Source organism: Psychrobacter sp. H29, from assembly GCF_059073055.1.
Window position 1 is genome coordinate 2,852,546 of record NZ_JCACRY010000001.1, and the last position, 18,199, is coordinate 2,870,744.

Sequence of the window (18,199 nt, forward strand, 5' to 3'; positions counted from 1 at the left end):
GGTCGCTTTTATGATCCGCATAAAAGATTACATGATATGAGGGATTATAAAACGAGATGAGCACATAGGGCGCCTTGTTGTAACGATTCATTATCTGCTTGGTCACAGTAAAGTAGTAATGATAGACAATTGCCATAGCGATAGTGAAAACAACAAAGATAATCAGTATTAAAGAGGTCATGATTTATCCTGAGTTCCCGCATGCTTCTCTATCCATGCTGTTACGGTTGGCCAAATCTCTGTGGCTGCGTTGCGACTGATCATAATGCGACTGTGTGTGTAGTCATCTAAATTGCCATTACTGAGCGAGTATTCTCGAAAGACATTCTGCGAGTTTTTAAAACCATCAAAAAACAACTGGCAACCGCGAGTAGGGGAGATAAAATTATCTCCTTTAGCACTGATAGAATAAATAGGGGTCGTGATTTGTGGCATATACTGTCGATAGTCGATAAAGTCGTTACTAGCGTTTTTTGAGTGGTGCATAGGCTCGTTCATACTGTCTGCATGCGCAGCGCCTTGGCTAAAACTTGCCGCATTCAAAAAGCTGCTCTTGAAGTTTTTGCGCAAATTCCAATCATACCACTGGGTCATCGTATGATAGCTTTCATTAAAAGGCCCCATGTTGAGTGATTTGGCAGGAATAAAACCAATTAGCCTTGTGACGAGTTTGGCGGCGAGGATTTTCGCGTAGCTTGTTGAATTTAGCGTCGCTCCAAAAGCTTGGCAGGCAAACATACTGATGCTGTTGACCTTATCGATATAGCTGGGGTTTTGGACAAGAAACATGGTCAAACCAACACCGCCACCGCTATGAGTAACGCAGTGCAGGTTATTGAGTTTTAATTCTTCAAAGAAATAACGAAAAGTCGCTTCGTAGTCGTAAGTGGCAACAGTTTCAAAGTTAAACGACTCTTTTGGCTGTGAGCTGTCACCATGACCACGCCATTCCATGATATAGCAATGATGTCCCAAACCCGCAAAATACTCAGCGATTTTTAGACAGGTTTGTTTGTCTGAAAACGTACCATGTGTCAAAAACACATTTTGTGCGGTAACGTCAGAACCAGTATTGGCTAAACCCTCTGTCGTAGTAGCGCTTGCTGCCGTATCGACCACCTTCCAAACGGCAATTTCTTCATCATCTTTGGTAGTTACTAAGTGCAACGTCCGTGTCATCATAAAAGTGATCCTATCTTAAGCATACGCACGACTGATATACCGCCATCCATGGTTCATAAAAACAGCACATCAAATTGTCCAAATCGTTAATAGTACGTCAAAACTAAATCGTTTGCTCGGTATAGGCTCAATCATTGCGGCGTATGCATTAATTTATTTGCAGGGTAGTTTAATTTATTTATAGGGTAGCGATGAAAACCATACTGATGATTATGTAGCAATGTAGAGTGACAAGAATAAAACCTGTGACCTGCTAGAAAAGCAATGAATGCTTGATAAGTGACTAGTCTGTCTTTATATAGAGGGTAGCGTATAAATCATCGTACCAACATGACCTAAATGGATTGTTATCACCATTAAAAAAACCAATGGCAACCATTTGTCGTGGTTACTGTGCAATTCACAGTAGCGCAGTCGGAATTGCGGCTTGATTCAGGTATAATGACCACCATAAACGGATTAAATTTCACAAACATTGTGGTCCTTTCATAAATATAGTAATCAGTGTCATACAATAATAAACTTCAGTCACTGATGACTTGCCAACCAATATAAACGCTAGAAATTAAAGATCCAAATTCACGACACAGTAGCCATAATAGATATCGCATTTGTGTCATAACGCATAGGAAATATTATGAGTGAGCTAAACCAACCAGATCAGTCTACCGATTACGAATCAGCATTAGATACCGAGCAAGCTGAAGCAAAAAGTAATATCACGATCACTGAATCTGCTCAAGGATACTTGGCAGATTTGTTGTCTAAGCAAGACACCGATGGTATTGGTGTACGCATCTTTGTTGAGCATCCTGGTACGCCGCGTGCAGAGTGCTGCATGGCTTATAACCAGCCGGGCGAAGAAGACAGCGCCGATTTGCGTTTTACTTACGATGACTTTTCTGCCTTTATTGAAGCGGCGTCAGTACCTTATCTAGAAGACGCGGTCATTGATTATAATAAAGACCGTTTTGGTGGTCAGCTGACCTTCCGCGCGCCGAATTCTAAGGTGCCTAAAGTGGGCGCTGATGCTAGCGTCGAAGAGCGCATCAACTATGTATTGCAGTCTGAGATTAACCCAGGCTTGGCGGCGCATGGTGGTGACGTACAATTGCTTGAATTGATTGACGAAGAAGGCATTGGTCTGACGGCGGTCTTAAAATTCGGCGGTGGTTGTCAAGGGTGCTCAGCTGTTGATATGACGCTGCGTCAAGGCGTTGAAGTACAGCTTAAGCAGCAAATACCAGAGCTGACGCAAGTGGTTGATGATACTGACCATACGCGCACAGAGAATGCTTATTATAAATAAAAGCTTGTTAGCCATATAAAATCTGAATGGTTAAACAATAGCTTTGGTATTATATTTAATAAAAAAGTCGAGTTCTAATGAACTTGGCTTTTTTTATTGCTATGATTTGGTAGATAGCTTTTTAAGACCGTATTGAAACGCTGACTTTCGAGCAGTAGTTTTCAATCAGTAATTGTTAAACATTAACTTTTGATCTATACATTTTATGCACACAAGGGAATGTACTATGAGTGACGAACAAGCAGCCCAGCAGCAAGACCTAGAGAGCAACCAGCGTCTGGAGACACTAGCCATTCATGCTGGCTATAGTGTTGAACAAACAACCAAGGCCGTAGCCGTACCTATCTATCACACCAGCTCATACGCGTTTGATAATACGCAGCATGGTGCTGATCTTTTTGATCTCAAAGTCGCTGGAAATATTTATACGCGTATCATGAATCCGACCAACGCGGTACTAGAAGAGCGTGTTGCAGCGCTTGAAGGTGGTATCGGTGCGCTTGCAGTCGCTTCTGGTATGGCAGCCATCACTTATGCCATTCAGACTATCTGTGAAGCAGGTGATAACATCGTCGCTGTATCGACGCTATATGGCGGTACTTATAATCTGTTTGCGCACGCACTACCGCGTCAGGGTATCGAAGTGCGGTTTTTTGATCACAAAGACCCAGAAGCGATTCGGGGTTTGATCGATGATAAGACCAAGATGGTGTTTGCAGAGAGTATCGGTAACCCGCTAGGTAATATCGTGGATATTCAGGCGCTCAGTGATATCGCTCATGAATATGGTGTGCCAGTGGTGATTGATAATACAGTGGCAACGCCTGCGCTATGTCGCCCGTTTGAGTTTGGGGCAGATATCGTGATTCATTCATTGACCAAATATATGAGTGGTACAGGAACATCAATTGGTGGTGCAATTGTCGATAGCGGTACGTTTGCTTGGGGCGACTATCCAGAGCGCTTTCCGCTATTGAACACCCCAGACCATAGCTATCATGGCGTGAATTTTGTAAAAGACGTGGGCGCGCCTGCTTTTATCGCTCGCGCACGTGTCGCACCATTACGCAATACGGGCGCCGCGCTTAGCCCACTGAACGCATTTAGTATCTTACAAGGAATGCAGACGTTGAGTCTGCGCATGGAGCGTCATGTACAGAATGCACAAGCTGCCGCAGAATATTTGCATGATCATGACAAAGTCGCTTGGGTGAAGTACGCAGGTCTGTCTGATCATCCTGAACATGAGCTTGCTAAAAAATATATGAATGGCACACCTTCTGCTATTTTGACCTTTGGGGTAAAAGGCGGTCTTGAAGCAGGCGCGCGTTTTATCGATGCGTTACAGCTGATTACTCGATTAGTCAATATTGGCGACGCCAAATCACTGGCCTGTCATCCAGCAACGACGACTCATCGTCAGTTGAATGGACAAGAGCTTGAGCAAGCTGGCGTGAGTGAAGATATGGTGCGATTGTCGATTGGTATTGAGCATATTGAAGACATCAAAGCGGATCTTGCACAGGCACTGGCTGCTGCATAACATCAGCAACTGCTTGCTTTTTTAAGCAACATAGAAGCAAAAGCAACGTAATTGAATGGTGCTCATTCAAATACAAAAAAGCCCATATCTGTCTGATATGGGCTTTTTTATCTAAATATGTTCAGTGATAAAGTAGAGATGATCAGCTTAGATATATAAAGGCGCGTCTGAAACTGTATTTTATCAGTATAAGGCTAGCTATCAAATGTACTGAACTACAGTATGCGCTGCGCGATGTCTCTATAATCTTGCGAGGTCAGGCGTGGTCCAAACTGTTGAATCACTTGCGCTGATATCTCGCTGGCAAGACGTCCGCATTCTGGTAAGCTAAATTGTTGCGACAAGGCATATAAGAAGGCACCAGCATAGTTATCACCTGCGCCATTGGTATCGATAACATTAGCCACTACTGGCGTTGCAACGTCATAAACCTCAATCTCTGCCTCGTCATTTGGTTTGTATACGATAATGGCGCCATTAGCACCATCAGTCACGACCGCTGTCTGACAGTACTCAAGTAGGGCACGCGCTGCTGCTTTCACCTGTTTTTTATCTGTAAATAGCTTGGCTTCTTCGCTGTTGCAGAATATCACCGCGACTTTATTACCCAGCATATTAAGTAGGCCATCTTTGGCGAACTTCACCACGGCAGGATCAGCAAAACTCACCGCGATTTTTGCATTATGAATACCTGCTTGCTGACGCAGCTGCGTCATCGCTGGCTGAATGCTCTCAGACATCGCTAGATATCCTTCGAGGTATAGCCAGTCCGCTTGCGTCAAGGCATCGAAGTCGACGTTGTCCGCAGCGATCTCGCTTGAGGTGCCAAGATAGGTTTGCATAGTACGCTCACCGTCTTCTGTGACAGCGACCACACATGAGCCAGTCACACCGCCTGCATGGATGGATTTTTCTGAAGTGGCGACGCCTGCTTTGTGCAGATCTCTGAGGTAAAATGCCCCTTGATCGTCATCACCCACGCGGCAGGCATAGAACGGTTTGCCGCCTAGGCTTGCAAAGGCATACATCGTATTGGCTGCTGAACCGCCGCCCGCCTGCTTTGACGGTGCAATGTTGGCAAGCTGGAAGTATGCTAGGAGCTGCTGTTGCTCTTCAAATTCTGCTAGGGTCATATTGCCTTTAGTCAGCTCGGTTTCTTCTAGTGCGGCATCTGATAACACATACTCGTGATCAACCAACGCATTACCTATTGCCATTACGTCGTACATTGCTTACCTCTCTTTGATATGTTTATAACTATGATCGATTTATATCGTTGAAATTATTCAGCCTATGACTTATTCAGCTTGTAATTCTAGCAAACGCTGATAGAGCGCATTCTTTTTTACCCCAGTGATGTCAGCCGCTAACGTCGCCGCTTTTTTGACTGACAGATCCTCCAACAACCGCTGCAGTAACTTATCATGAGTACTGATATCGTCGCTATCTTTTGCTACATTGACACCCGCAACGACCACGACGATCTCACCGCGTTGTTGATTGTCATCCGCTTTGACAAACTCGACCAACTCGCCAAGGGTGCTCTTATGTACCGTTTCAAAAGTTTTGGTCAGTTCACGACAAAACGTCACTGCGCGATCTGCTCCAAATATTGTTGCCATATCTTCTAGGCTAGATACGATGCGATGCGGTGCTTCATAAAATATCAAGGTTTCGGTACATGATACCAGTGTACTCAGCTGTTTTTGACGACCGTGGGTCTTGGCTGGCAAAAACCCAATAAAGCTAAATCGATCCGATGGCAGACCTGCCACTGACAAGGCACCAATGGCAGCAGACGCACCAACGATAGGTGATACCGTCACGCCCGCATCATGCGCAGCCTGCACCAGCTGATAGCCTGGATCACTAACCAGTGGCGTACCCGCGTCACTAATCAAGGCAACCGAGTGACCTTGTTCGATCATCTCAATAATCTTAGGCGTTTGAATCGCGCTATTATGCTCATGATAGGCCCATAGCTTATTGTGACCTTTTTGCTTGGTGGTCGTGTCATCACTGTCAGCGTTACTTTTAGCAGTATGAGTCTCAGTGTCTTTTGCCTCGTCAGCTTTACTGCCTTTGGTATCAATGCCAAAATGCGATAACAGCTTACCTGAGGTACGGGTGTCTTCACAGGCAATAATGGCGACTTGTTTTAACACATCAATGGCGTGTGGGGTCATGTCAGTCAAGTTACCAATCGGCGTGGCAACGATATAGAGACAAGCCGGCATCGTAGTGAGAGTAGACATGAAAACCTCGGGTCGTTAAAAAGTAATAGTGCGCCACTATGCACAGTCGCTATTTATGGCGCGCTTCAATCAAATAATGAATGAATAAACGTATAGATATCGAGAGTGGGCGGCGCAGAAGTGGCTAGTTTAGCATGTTGTGCTATGATAATTCTCAAATGTTGATTAGACACATTACTCTTATGACCAATCATAAACCGTTAATGCTCACCTCGCCAAGACAACGCCAAGGAAGTTGGTTTGAGCAGCGTGCCCGTGAGTTTTTGCAAGAGCAGGGGATGGACTTACTTGCACAGAACTGGCAACAGCCAGCGGTAGGTGAGTTGGATCTGGTTATGATAGAGGCAGGACCTGCATGGTCGACGCTGGTATTTGTGGAAGTTCGTCAAAGACGGCGCTCGGTTTATGGCGATGCAGTACTCAGTGTGACGCCCAGTAAACAACGCAAAGTGATCAAAACAGCGCAATGTTTTTTGCAGCAGCACCCTGAGTATAGCCATTATGATTGCCGATTTGATGTTATTGCTTATAATACAGTAAAAGAAGGTCGTACAAACAGCCAACCTGAGTGGTTAAAAGGCGCTTTTGCGGCTACTGCATGGTAGTTAAGCATAAGCATACAAGCGTTAGATGTAAGGCTAGAGAATCATAAGCCCAGAATTTACTGAGCTTGGGCCGTATTTTACGAGCAATACTCGTTACTAAAAACCTAACCGCTCATCATTAAAATTAAGTAAAGTAGCTATTTAAGTAGGGTAGCTTAAGTAGGGTGCCTACCGAAAAAATTTAGCACATCACCACTAAATATAAATTTATTGAATTTATACCATCAGGTTCTAAGAGGTAAGTAATGACACGGATGCATTTGCGCACGGCTATTTTTGGTTCCTCACGTCGTATCATGACAGGTATTATGGTTGCTGCCTGTGTTGCTAGTACGGGCTGTGCCACAAACTATCTGACCAACAGTACAGAGGGTACCTATGGTGTACCAATGACTGAGCGCACGATTCCGCAGCGGCTACTCGATCGTAGTATCGAACACACCGCCAAGATCAATGTCTATGGTCTAAAAGAAGACTTGCAGCAGACCAGTCGCATGGGTATTGATAGCTTTAACAGTGAAGTGCTCCTCACAGGTGAAGTACCTACTGAAGCGCTCAAAGTAGAAGTAGAAAAAGTCATCAGCTCTATGCCAGATGTGCGCCGTGTCTACAACGAGATGGAAGTAAGTGCGTCAAAGGGCTACAGCTCAACTGTGCATGATGGTTACATCACCTCAAAGCTACTGGCAAAGGTAGCTGCTAGTGATGGCGTGAAAGCATCGCAGATCAAAGCCGTTACCAATAATGGTGTGGTTTATATCATGGGGCGGATGACACCCACTCAGCAGAGTAATCTAATTGATGTTGCCAACAGTACGGTTGGTGTCACCGAACTGGTATTGCTAACGACGGTGGTCGACAATACAGGTGTAAAAATAAATAACGACGATATTATGTATGAAAACAATCTAGCCAATCCTACTACCACACCAGTGATTGTAGATACGGCGGTCAGCACGGCAACGCCTATAGTCGTCACAGAAGATGGGAATACTGTTACTCAACCCTCATCGAGTCCTTATATTGAGCTCTACAAGAATCAGTAAAAACGCTAAAGCTACAAAGCTACCGAGCAATATTTTACCGCATGCTGCTCAGTCATAGCGATGAGTGGCTAAAAACGAACATATAAAAACAGGTTGTCTGTATCTGTTGTCAATAGCTCTATGTATTGCTGATAACTTCGTATTGCTAATAGATTTTTTAATTTAATCACAATAAGCCTAAATAGAGATAACAGTAAGAGCACGAGAAATATTGGGTCAGTAGGTACTATATTCATAGTAAAAAGTAGCATAGGCAGCATATTGGTTGCTGATATATTTGAGTAGCAACCCATTCTTAGACAATGGATAAAACAATAGCTGCGATGACGTTACGCATTATTAATAAATATAATAGGATACTGGCAATGAAGGATTCAAAAAACCACACACGACAGAGTGATAGCACCAGTAGAGATACGTTTAGTGATACAGATACGTATGGTCATGTCGCTAGCAATAAAGGTCGCACACTAAAATTTGGCGGGGCGATGATAGTAGCGTTCGGTAGCATTGCGCTAGCCACACAAAATGCACAGGCATTTTCACCGCTGGCTATCGTCAACGGCATTACCTCTAGTGGCGGTGTCAGTGTTAGCAAAGACATCTTATATGGTGATCAGCCATTACAAGACTTGGATATTTACTATCCTAAGCCTCTGGCAAAAGCCATGAAAGAACAAAGCACTATTAGCAATAACTACCCTATGGTGGTGTTTGTGCATGGTGGTTCATGGGAGAGTGGCAACAAAGAGCAATATGCCTTTGTCGGTCAAAGCTTGGCGCAAGCAGGCTATGTCACCGCAGTAATCAATTACCGCAAAGCCCCTGAGCATGTTTATCCTGATTATGTCAAAGATGCAGCCCAAGCAATTGCTTGGAGTGTAAAAAACGCCGAAAGCTTACATGCTGATCCATCACGTGTCGCTGTCATGGGTCACTCTGCTGGCGCGTTCAATGCGGTTGTCGCCATTGCCAATGAAGACTTCTTGGCACCTTACGGTATGAAGCCCACAGACATAGCAGCGGTGGTTGGTATTGCAGGTCCTTATAGCTATGACTTTCGTAAGTTCGATAGTGCGACAGCCTTTGCTCCAGATGCCACACCAGATCAAGTGATGCCGGATCGTCAGATTAAAGGTGCTCAGCCGCCATATCTGTTATTGACAGCAGAAAAAGACAAAATAGTCTATGAAAGCAATACGACCAAGATGACAGCAGCACTCAAAGAAGCAGGTGTCACGGTCGAGACTGGTGAAATCGAAGGCGCAAGTCATGCAACCAGTATTGGCGCAATGGCGCCGCCGCTGCGCTGGGTCAATGATGTGCGTGCGCAAGTGTTAGCGTATTTAGACAAAACGCTCAAATAGTCTATATAGACGCAGTCGGTGTCAATAGTTACGTGCAACCTCATCTCTATTGTCTTGCTCGAGCACTGCAATGTACTTGAGCAAGACAGTGCTGTAAGACATGCAAACTCTTGTTATAATGTCACCACTTTAAATCTACACCCTATTCTAAATTTTAAGGCAGAATATTTATGAGCATGAACGCTGACGATTTGATCGCATTTTTACAGACTCACTTCCCAGACGCTTTTATTCAAGCTGCCAACCAAGGTAATAAGTTTGATGTACGCGTGGTTGATGCCAGCTTTGAAGGCAAACGCGCAGTTCAACGCCAGCAAGCTATCTATGCGCTAGTCAATGATAAGATTGCGAGTGGCGATATTCATGCCCTCAATATCCAAGCGCTAACGCCTGCTGAGTGGGACGCTCAGTCAAAAGGCTAATTAAATAGCTGTATACATGACCAAGTATTATAGAATGCCTCTTTTTAATAGACGCTTTTCATAAATTTGGTTTTCATAATTTCTTATACTCATTGCTAGGTTGTCACCTTTATGGATCAATTTTTAATCACTGGTAGTAGTCGTATCGCAGGGGAAGTCACTATCTCAGGCGCCAAAAATGCCGCTTTGCCGTTACTTGCCGCTATGATACTGGCTGAGACGCCAACGACATTGCATAATGTACCGTCACTAAAAGACGTGCGAACATTGATTGAATTGATCGGTGGTATGGGTATCGATATCCAAAAGCAAGATGATACCGTCACTTGCGATACAAAAAGCATTGATAATTTTTATGCGCCGTATGACTTAGTAAAAACCATGCGTGCTTCGATATTGGTGTTAGGTCCATTGCTGGCACGTTTTGGTGAAGCCGAAGTATCATTGCCAGGTGGCTGCGCGATTGGCTCACGTCCTGTTGATCAACATCTAAAAGCATTTGAAGCGATGGGTGCAGTCATTAGCGTAGAAAATGGTTATGTAAAGGCACAAGCACCTAAAGGCGGTAAGCTTTTGGGCTGTAACTTCTCATTTGACATGGTTACCGTTGGCGGTACTGAGAACGTCATCATGGCAGCGGCACTGGCCAACGGCACAACAGTGCTAGGCAACTGTGCATTAGAGCCAGAAGTGGTTGATTTGGCCAATATGCTGGTCGCTATGGGTGCTAAGATTAGCGGTATCGGTACCTCAACCATGACCATCGAAGGCGTTGAGCGCTTGCACGGTTGTGAGTATTCAGTCGTACCTGATCGCATTGAGACCGGTTCATACCTTGCTGGTGCGTTAATGACGCGTGGTGATGTATTGACTAAAAATACTACAGCGTCGTTATTACATCCTGTACTTGAGAAGTTTGAAGCGATGGGCGCAGTGATTACGACAGGTGATGACTGGATTCGCGCGCAGATGAAAGGCCGTCCAAAGCCGGTCGATATTCGCACTCAGCCACATCCAGGTTTTCCAACAGATATGCAAGCCCAGTTGATGGCGATTTGCTGTCTGGCTGATGGTACCAGCACCATTATCGAAAACATCTTTGAGAACCGCTACATGCATGTACCTGAGCTTAACCGCTTAGGTGCATCTATCCAAGTTGATGGTCATACTGCAGTGATCAGAGGCGTCGAGAACTTCACTGCGGCGCCTGTTATGGCAACAGATTTACGTGCTTCTATGTCACTTGTGATGGCGGCTGCAACTGCAGAAGGCGAGAGCTTAATCGACCGTATTTATCATATTGATCGCGGTTATGAGCATGTCGAAGAAAAGCTACGCAGCCTGGGTGTCAATATTCAGCGTGTGAATACCAACGATTAGTATCACTAGATTGATGCTAACTTTTGGGCACATTACGCTATAAATCAAAACCTCCTTACCTTCTTACTACTTTTAATTGGGGGGAGGTATCAACCGTACATGGACATGATGTCATTATGACTGAGACAAGCAAACCTTTACCAGCCAGTGGTTTATTAAACGAAGTAAACGATGAGTTTTCAGGTCTAACCTTAGCGTTGTCAAAAGGCCGTATTCTAGAAGAAACTATGCCACTGTTACGTGCAGCTGGCGTTGACTTACTAGAAGACCCTGAAGCCTCTCGCAAACTTATTTTTCCGACATCAAACCCAAATGTGCGTGTATTAATCTTGCGTGCCAGTGACGTGCCGACCTATGTCGAGCACGGGGCAGCTGATTTTGGTGTGGCGGGTAAAGACGTGTTGCTTGAGCATGGTGCCAATCATGTTTATGAGCTACTTGATCTAAAAATTGCTCAGTGCAAGCTGATGACTGCTGGTGTGAAAGATGCGCCACTACCCAATCGTCGCCTACGCATCGCGACCAAATATGTGAATGTGGCACGCGCTTATTTTGCAAGCCAAGGTCAGCAAGTCGATGTTATCAAGCTGTATGGCTCGATGGAGCTTGCACCGTTGGTGGGTCTGGGTGATTTGATTGTTGATGTGGTAGATACTGGTAATACTTTGCGTGCGAATGGGCTCGAAGCCCGCGACCATATCTGTGATGTCTCATCACGTCTTATTGTTAATCAGGTCAGCTACAAGCGCAAATTTGCCCTGCTAGAACCAATTTTAGATAGCTTTAAAGACAGTATTGCAAATGCCTAATAGACCGGTGTTGATCATTGGTAATATAAAGCACGGTTATACGAATTTTTAAACCAGTTTGGCGCTCTATGATAGATATAGCGTGCTAAACTGGTTTTGTTGTCTTGGCTTGCCAAAAAATAAAATATAAGTAAACTCTACATTAGAAGACAGCGAATAAGCCATAATTTTATAAAGATCAAGCATACATTAGTTATGTTTACCTCATTTATTTTTAGCAGTATTTTATGCTCAGATATAGGATTAGGTCATGCGCCAGTTAAGTACCCAAGATGCCGATTTTGACAGTCAGTTGACACAATTGCTTGCTTTTGAAACGGTTAACGACTCTGAATTACTACATACCGTTGATGATATCATCGCTCAAGTACGTGCTGATGGCGATAACGTCGTATTGGCGCTAACCCAGAAATTTGATCAGCACCCAGCAACAGCGATGCACGAGCTAGAGCTTTCTAAAGAATCACTTGCTGATGCATTTGCCACTCTCGATGATAAAGTAAAGGCAGCACTGACTACAGCTGCGACTCGAGTGCAGACATTCCATGAGCGCCAAGTACAAGAAACGTGGCAGTATGAGGATGAGCTGGGTAACCGTTTGGGTCAAAAGGTTACGCCACTTGATCGTGTCGGTATTTATGTCCCAGGTGGCTTGGCATCCTATCCTTCGTCGGTATTGATGAATGCTATCCCTGCCAAGGTCGCTGGCGTCAACGAAGTTATCATGGTCGTACCAGCACCCAAGGGCGTGCTTAATCCTCTAGTGTTGGCGGCGGCACATTTGTCACAAGTTGACCGTGTTTTTACTATTGGTGGCGCACAAGCAGTCGCAGCGTTGGCTTATGGTACCCAAACCATTCCAGCCGTGGACAAAATCACAGGCCCAGGTAACAAGTATGTCGCAGCAGCCAAACGCGCGGTATTTGGTCAGGTGGGTATTGATATGATTGCTGGGCCCTCAGAGGTGCTGGTATACGCAGAGGGTGAAGCACAAGATCGTGCTGATTGGCTTGCGATGGATTTATTGTCACAAGCAGAGCATGATCGCATTGCTCAAGCTATCTTTGTGACCACTAGCGAAGATCAGCTTAAAGAAGTGGCAATGGAGATCGAAAAAGCACTGGCTGAGCTGCCAAAAGCAGATATCGCACGCGATTCGTTACAGAACCGCGGTGCGCTTATTTTAGTAAAAGACCGTAGTGAAGGCATGGCACTGATCAATCGTATTGCTCCTGAGCATTTGGAGCTCTCTGTTGATAACCCTGATGCGCTATTAGATGATATTCTTCATGCCGGTGCTATCTTTATGGGACGTCACACGCCTGAGGCTATCGGAGATTATTGTGCAGGTCCGAACCATGTGTTACCGACGTCTGGTACAGCGCGTTTTTCTTCGCCGTTAGGTGTCTATGACTTTCAAAAGAAATCATCTATTATTTATTGTACCCAAGCTGGCAGCAAGCCATTGGCTGAGACGGCTGATATTTTAGCGCAGCGTGAGGACTTAGAAGCCCATGCACGCTCAGCACGTTATCGTTACCAGTAAAATATATTTGAGCGTTTTCTTATTTACTTTTAATATGTATTTAATAGTCTGTCTGACTAATTAGCAGGATAATTTATGAGTGAGTCAAAGATAGATACCAGACTTTGGTCATCTAAAGCACGCAATTTGTCACCTTACGTACCGGGCGAGCAGCCACAGCATGACAATTTGTGCAAACTGAACACCAATGAAAACCCGTTTCCACCGTCGCCAAAGGTAGGGGAGGCAATTGCCAAGGTATTGACGCAGCAAGCAGAAGAGCTGCGCTTGTATCCAGCGCCCGAGTCTAATGATTTGCGTGCGGCATTGGCACAGTCATATGAGTTAGATATCAACCAAGTGTTTGTTGGTAATGGTTCAGATGAGGTGTTGGCACTTATATTTGCCAGCTTCTTCCTAAAAGAGCGTCCACTGTTGTCACCTGATATCAGCTATAGCTTTTATCCCGTCTATGCACAGACCTTTGGTGTACATCTTGTCAAGATACCTCTAGAAGAAGATTTTAGTATCGACCCTGATGCGTACCGTCAGCCTTGTAGCGGTATCATCATCGCCAACCCAAATGCACCAACTGGTTTGCTATTATCGCTTGCTGATATTCGTAAGCTTGCCAGCGAACACTCCAATGCCGTCATTGTCATCGATGAGGCTTATATTGATTTTTCTCAGAGAGAGTCAGAGACTCAAGTATCAGCAGTAAGTCTGATCAATGAGTGTGACAATATTATTGTGACACAAACCTTCTCAAAGTCACGCTCATTAGCTGGTCTACGTGTCGGTATGGCCTTTGCCAATGCGTCATTGATTGAAGCATTGACGCGTATGAAGAACAGTTTTAATAGCTACCCATTAGATAAGCTGGCACAAGCTGGAGCGACGGCGAGTGTGCTAGACGTGGATTACTTCGAACAGACTCGTCAGCAAGTCATCGACCTACGTACGTCATTAACAGAAGCGCTGATAACGTTGGGCTATGACGTATTGCCGTCACATGCCAACTTTGTCTTTGTCCGCCCAAAAGACGGTGATGCTAGTGGAGTGGCAAGTGCGTTACGTGAGCAAGGCATTATCGTTCGTCATTTTGACAAACCGCGTATCAATGAGTACTTGCGTATTACGGTTGGTACAGCAGAGCAGAACAGCCGTTTGATTGAGGCTTTGACAGTGTTGTATGCCGATAACAGCGTTACTAGTGATTAACACAACGCTTTCAATATTTATATCAACGAGCACAGCGCAATGATGAGACAGATGTACTAAGAAGTAATAGATGTGTTAAGAAGTATCGAAAAAGCCTGCTAACGCAACGTGAGCAGGCTTTTTTGAATCATAAGAAAAAGCGCAGTACAATTATTTATGTTTTGTAGCCAGTACTGCTAGCAGATTACCTACCTTGTCCAAGCACTCTTGGTATTCGGCATCGCAATCTGATGCAACCGTGATGCCGCCACCAGCCCATAGGTTGAGATGTCTTTCGCTGACAGCCTCATCATTCCACAATGCATTGGCCTGTAGCGTACGAATGAGCACATTCCATTGACCACTACCATCAAAATTCATATAACCCATCGTACCGCAATAGGCACCGCGCGGTGCGGCCTCTAGTTCAGAGATGATTTCAACAGCGCGCTTTTTGGGTGTACCTGTGATGGAGCCAGCAGGCAAACTACCGAACAACACTGCCAGCGGATGAGTATTCGCTTTTAGCTCAGCGATGATCGTGCTTACCATGTGATGAACATTACTAAAGCTCTCAATCGCGAATAGCTGTGGTACTTTTACACTGCCGATCTTGGCATACTTGCCCAGATCATTACGCAGTAAATCCACGATCATGACGTTTTCGGCACGGTCCTTTTCACTATCGATCAGTTGTTGTTTGTGTGCGTCATCTTGGTCTTGATCGAGGCTACGCGGCATGGTGCCCTTGATAGGCTTGGTTAAGATATGATGTTTGCCAGTATCGCTGTCTCTTGTAAAGGTAAAAAATAATTCAGGTGAGCAGCTTAGTAATTCAAAACGGTTATCACCTGTAGCATCGCTGCCACTTTCACTTAAGTGTTTGGTAGTATAGTTATCGACGCTCAGGTAGCCTGCAAAAGGTGCTTTTGTATTGCGATGTAGTGCAGGGAGATAATCGATAAGCGCGGCTATTGGTTGGTTGGTGTCATTATTATATGGTAGTTTGCCAGACCACTTTTGCGTCAGATTGATCTGATAGCAGTCGCCTTGCTGTAGGTAGTCTTGAGTACGATCAAATGCTTGCTGATAGTCACGCTTGCTCCATTGTGCAGTTAGAACAATAGGCTCTACCTTAGATGCGGTTTCAGATAGTGTTTGAGAAAGATGTTTTTCAGCCAACCTGTGATCTAACTCGTTTAGAGAAGATACAATAGCAGTCAAAAGCTTCTGCTGTGCTTCATTGTCGGTAGTGTCATCCGAGTACTTATTGGTTTGATGACTCGTGAGCTCCCAACCTGTATCAGCTATATGGGTGAGATAAATATCATAATGACCTAATGAGGCACAAGGCTGCTGCGCCAATTCTATACTATCTATAGGGCTTAATTCATGAGCGGCAATATCGTAACCAATAAAACCTATCAAACCGTGATGATAGCTGGGATTTGTATTTTCTAAATTCGAATTTTCTACATTTATGTTTTTTGAATTGTCGCTATCGACATCATAAGTTTTGCTGTAAGCAATCAGCTCATCTTGCCAGTCTAGATAGCTTATATAAGACGCCGTGATAGATTTGCTAGTGTTAGGGCCATCGCCACGCCAGATTTTAACCACTTTGTAGAGATTGCTAGAGCGCTGTTTATCAGTAGGATACACAGACCAGCTGACTTTCGGTAACAGACCAATGACTGGTTGCTTATGGTTATTTAGCCAAACAAGCTGCCAATTGGCTTCATTATCTTGATTGAGCAAATGGTGTTGTAGATGGGTCATCAACTCGGCAGCAGATAAATCACCAAAACGCCAGCTAGAGTTAATAGCTGGCGATGGGGCAGAGTCTATCTGGCTGGTTATATTTTGATTTGGTACAGGCATCATTTAACCGTCGAATTTTTTTATGATTAGCGTAGCATTAGTACCACCAAAGCCAAAGCTATTACTCATCAAGGTATCAAGGTCAGTTTCACGCATCTGGGTGACAATATCGAAGCCTTCAGCTGCAGGATCTAGGTTATCGACATTGATACTTGGTGCGATAAAGCTCTCTTGTAGCATCAATAAGCAATAAATAAGTTCTTGAGCACCGACAGCACCTAAGCTGTGACCTGTCATGGATTTGGTAGAGCTGATAGCAGGTACTTTACTGATGTCATTATCAAAGACTTTGGCAATTGCTTTTAGTTCTGTGATATCGCCTAGCGGTGTGCTCGTACCGTGGCTGTTGATATAATCAACGCTTTCTAGACCAGCTTCGGCTAGGGCTTGTTGCATACAGCGCACGGCACCTTCACCACTTGGGGCAACCATTTCTGCACCATCAGAGCTAGCACCGTAGCCGACGATTTCAGCTAAGATATTGGCACCGCGCGCTTGTGCGTGCTCTAAACTCTCAACCACCACCATTGCACCACCAGCAGCAATGACAAAGCCATCACGATCTTTGTCATAAGCTCTTGAAGCAAGTGTTGGCGTGTCGTTGTATTGTGTACTGACTGCGCCCATCGCATCAAACATACAAGACTGCGTCCAGTGTTCAGCTTCGCTACCACCAGCCAGTATGACGTCAGCTTTACCCAATTGAATAAGCTCAGCAGCATGACCGATACAGTGGGTCGAGGTCGCACAAGCAGAAGAAAGCGAGTAAGAGACCCCTTGGATTTTTAGACCTGTGGCTAAGGCTGCTGATACTGAGCTACCCATAGTTTTGGGTACGGCCATCGCACCAACACCGCGTAAACCTTTTTCGCGCATAGCGTCTACGGCGTTTACGATGTTTTCTGTTGATGCGCCACCTGAGCTGGCGACAACACCTACGCGTGGGTTATTGTTAATAGTCTCAAGTGATAACCCTGAATGCTCAATAGCATTCAAGGCACTGACATAAGCATACAAACTGGCATCGCTAAAGAAGCGCTTGAGTTTGCGGTCGATACCACTGGTATCTAAGTCTGATTGATTAATACTACCACTCACGTGTGACTTGAATTCATGCTCGGCATGAGCCTCATTAAATGTAATGCCAGACTGTCCTTCTTTAAGAGCAGTGGTAACGGTGGCTAAATCATGTCCGATACAAGAGACAATCCCTGCTCCAGTGATAACGACGCGGCGCATATGCTATTCCTTATAAGTAACGACTTGCTAGCAGTTGGTTGCAATAATCGTTGCAAATCTATATATGATATTTAACGATGAATTAATGTGAGCATTATAGTAAAAAGTAGTTTATGTAGAAGAGATAACGATAGCACGAATTTAGGTAACTAGACTCTATTAACAGTCTATTAAAGGTAATATAAACTCAGTGTACAATTATGCTCTCAATTACGGCACATGATAACGTATCAAGCGCTGAAAATCTTTGAGCAAATGTAAAAAAACGCCTAATCGCCCATTGTCGTTAAGGCTTATTAACCAATACATGTTCACAGACGGTTTTTGCTAGATAGATCTATTGGCGCTTAACTGAAATTAGCGAGCGTATTATAAATGAATCAAAAGCTATGGCTAAGTGATAAAAAATTCAATTATACTTTTAGATACAAAATTT

15 protein-coding genes are annotated in these 18,199 nt (G+C 44.5%); 10 read left to right on the forward strand and 5 right to left on the reverse strand.

Annotated features, from left to right (window positions below):
- Nucleotides 1-177: 177 nt before the first annotated feature.
- The gene (locus AC5JP1_RS11700) at nucleotides 178-1,182 is read right to left on the reverse strand and encodes an alpha/beta fold hydrolase (protein ID WP_493844235.1); all 1,005 of its coding nucleotides are present in this window, start codon (nucleotides 1,180-1,182) and stop codon (nucleotides 178-180) included.
- A gap of 637 nt (nucleotides 1,183-1,819) precedes the next feature.
- Here AC5JP1_RS11700 and nfuA point away from each other — a divergent pair.
- Together nfuA and AC5JP1_RS11710 are read left to right on the forward strand one after the other, a co-directional pair.
- Nucleotides 1,820-2,491, forward strand: a complete 672-nt coding sequence (gene nfuA / locus AC5JP1_RS11705; RefSeq protein WP_443526995.1) for a Fe-S biogenesis protein NfuA — start codon at nucleotides 1,820-1,822, stop codon at nucleotides 2,489-2,491.
- A 226-nt stretch (nucleotides 2,492-2,717) separates the two neighbouring features.
- Nucleotides 2,718-4,034: an O-acetylhomoserine aminocarboxypropyltransferase/cysteine synthase family protein gene (locus AC5JP1_RS11710; protein ID WP_493844236.1), complete on the forward strand. Its 1,317-nt coding sequence runs from the start codon at nucleotides 2,718-2,720 to the stop codon at nucleotides 4,032-4,034.
- Nucleotides 4,035-4,249: 215 nt separating this feature from the next.
- Here the strand turns inward: AC5JP1_RS11710 and AC5JP1_RS11715 are convergent, their stop codons facing one another.
- Both AC5JP1_RS11715 and rsmI read right to left on the reverse strand, forming a co-directional pair.
- On the reverse strand, nucleotides 4,250-5,263 hold the full coding sequence (locus AC5JP1_RS11715; protein WP_493844237.1) for an adenosine kinase: 1,014 nt from the start codon (nucleotides 5,261-5,263) through the stop codon (nucleotides 4,250-4,252).
- Between the two features lie 69 nt (nucleotides 5,264-5,332).
- On the reverse strand, nucleotides 5,333-6,289 hold the full coding sequence (gene rsmI / locus AC5JP1_RS11720) for a 16S rRNA (cytidine(1402)-2'-O)-methyltransferase (RefSeq protein WP_493844238.1): 957 nt from the start codon (nucleotides 6,287-6,289) through the stop codon (nucleotides 5,333-5,335).
- Nucleotides 6,290-6,423: 134 nt separating this feature from the next.
- On the opposite strand from rsmI, the gene AC5JP1_RS11725 reads away from it, so the two are divergent.
- The 8 genes from AC5JP1_RS11725 (at nucleotide 6,424) to hisC (ending at nucleotide 14,664) form a co-directional block, all read left to right on the forward strand.
- Complete coding sequence (locus AC5JP1_RS11725; RefSeq protein ID WP_493844239.1) at nucleotides 6,424-6,894, forward strand: YraN family protein; 471 nt, start codon at nucleotides 6,424-6,426, stop codon at nucleotides 6,892-6,894.
- Between the two features lie 245 nt (nucleotides 6,895-7,139).
- Entirely contained in the window at nucleotides 7,140-7,940 is an 801-nt protein-coding gene (locus tag AC5JP1_RS11730) for a BON domain-containing protein (protein WP_493844240.1), read from the forward strand.
- 365 nt (nucleotides 7,941-8,305) lie between these two features.
- Entirely contained in the window at nucleotides 8,306-9,307 is a 1,002-nt protein-coding gene (locus AC5JP1_RS11735) for an alpha/beta hydrolase (RefSeq protein ID WP_493844241.1), read from the forward strand.
- Nucleotides 9,308-9,477: 170 nt separating this feature from the next.
- Nucleotides 9,478-9,729: a BolA family protein gene (locus AC5JP1_RS11740; RefSeq protein ID WP_058025509.1), complete on the forward strand. Its 252-nt coding sequence runs from the start codon at nucleotides 9,478-9,480 to the stop codon at nucleotides 9,727-9,729.
- 111 nt (nucleotides 9,730-9,840) lie between these two features.
- Nucleotides 9,841-11,109, forward strand: coding sequence for a UDP-N-acetylglucosamine 1-carboxyvinyltransferase (murA, locus tag AC5JP1_RS11745; RefSeq protein ID WP_443526988.1), 1,269 nt, complete (start codon nucleotides 9,841-9,843; stop codon nucleotides 11,107-11,109).
- A 116-nt stretch (nucleotides 11,110-11,225) separates the two neighbouring features.
- Nucleotides 11,226-11,918, forward strand: a complete 693-nt coding sequence (gene hisG / locus AC5JP1_RS11750) for an ATP phosphoribosyltransferase (protein WP_319051004.1) — start codon at nucleotides 11,226-11,228, stop codon at nucleotides 11,916-11,918.
- 250 nt (nucleotides 11,919-12,168) lie between these two features.
- On the forward strand, nucleotides 12,169-13,464 hold the full coding sequence (hisD, locus tag AC5JP1_RS11755) for a histidinol dehydrogenase (RefSeq protein WP_493844242.1): 1,296 nt from the start codon (nucleotides 12,169-12,171) through the stop codon (nucleotides 13,462-13,464).
- 75 nt (nucleotides 13,465-13,539) lie between these two features.
- Complete coding sequence (gene hisC, locus AC5JP1_RS11760) at nucleotides 13,540-14,664, forward strand: histidinol-phosphate transaminase (protein WP_493844243.1); 1,125 nt, start codon at nucleotides 13,540-13,542, stop codon at nucleotides 14,662-14,664.
- Nucleotides 14,665-14,814: 150 nt separating this feature from the next.
- Here hisC and AC5JP1_RS11765 read toward each other — a convergent pair whose 3' ends face one another.
- The gene (locus AC5JP1_RS11765) at nucleotides 14,815-16,527 is read right to left on the reverse strand and encodes an anthranilate synthase component I family protein (RefSeq protein WP_493844244.1); all 1,713 of its coding nucleotides are present in this window, start codon (nucleotides 16,525-16,527) and stop codon (nucleotides 14,815-14,817) included.
- Complete coding sequence (locus AC5JP1_RS11770) at nucleotides 16,528-17,763, reverse strand: beta-ketoacyl-ACP synthase II (protein ID WP_443526985.1); 1,236 nt, start codon at nucleotides 17,761-17,763, stop codon at nucleotides 16,528-16,530. It lies immediately after the preceding gene.
- Nucleotides 17,764-18,199 lie beyond the last annotated feature (436 nt).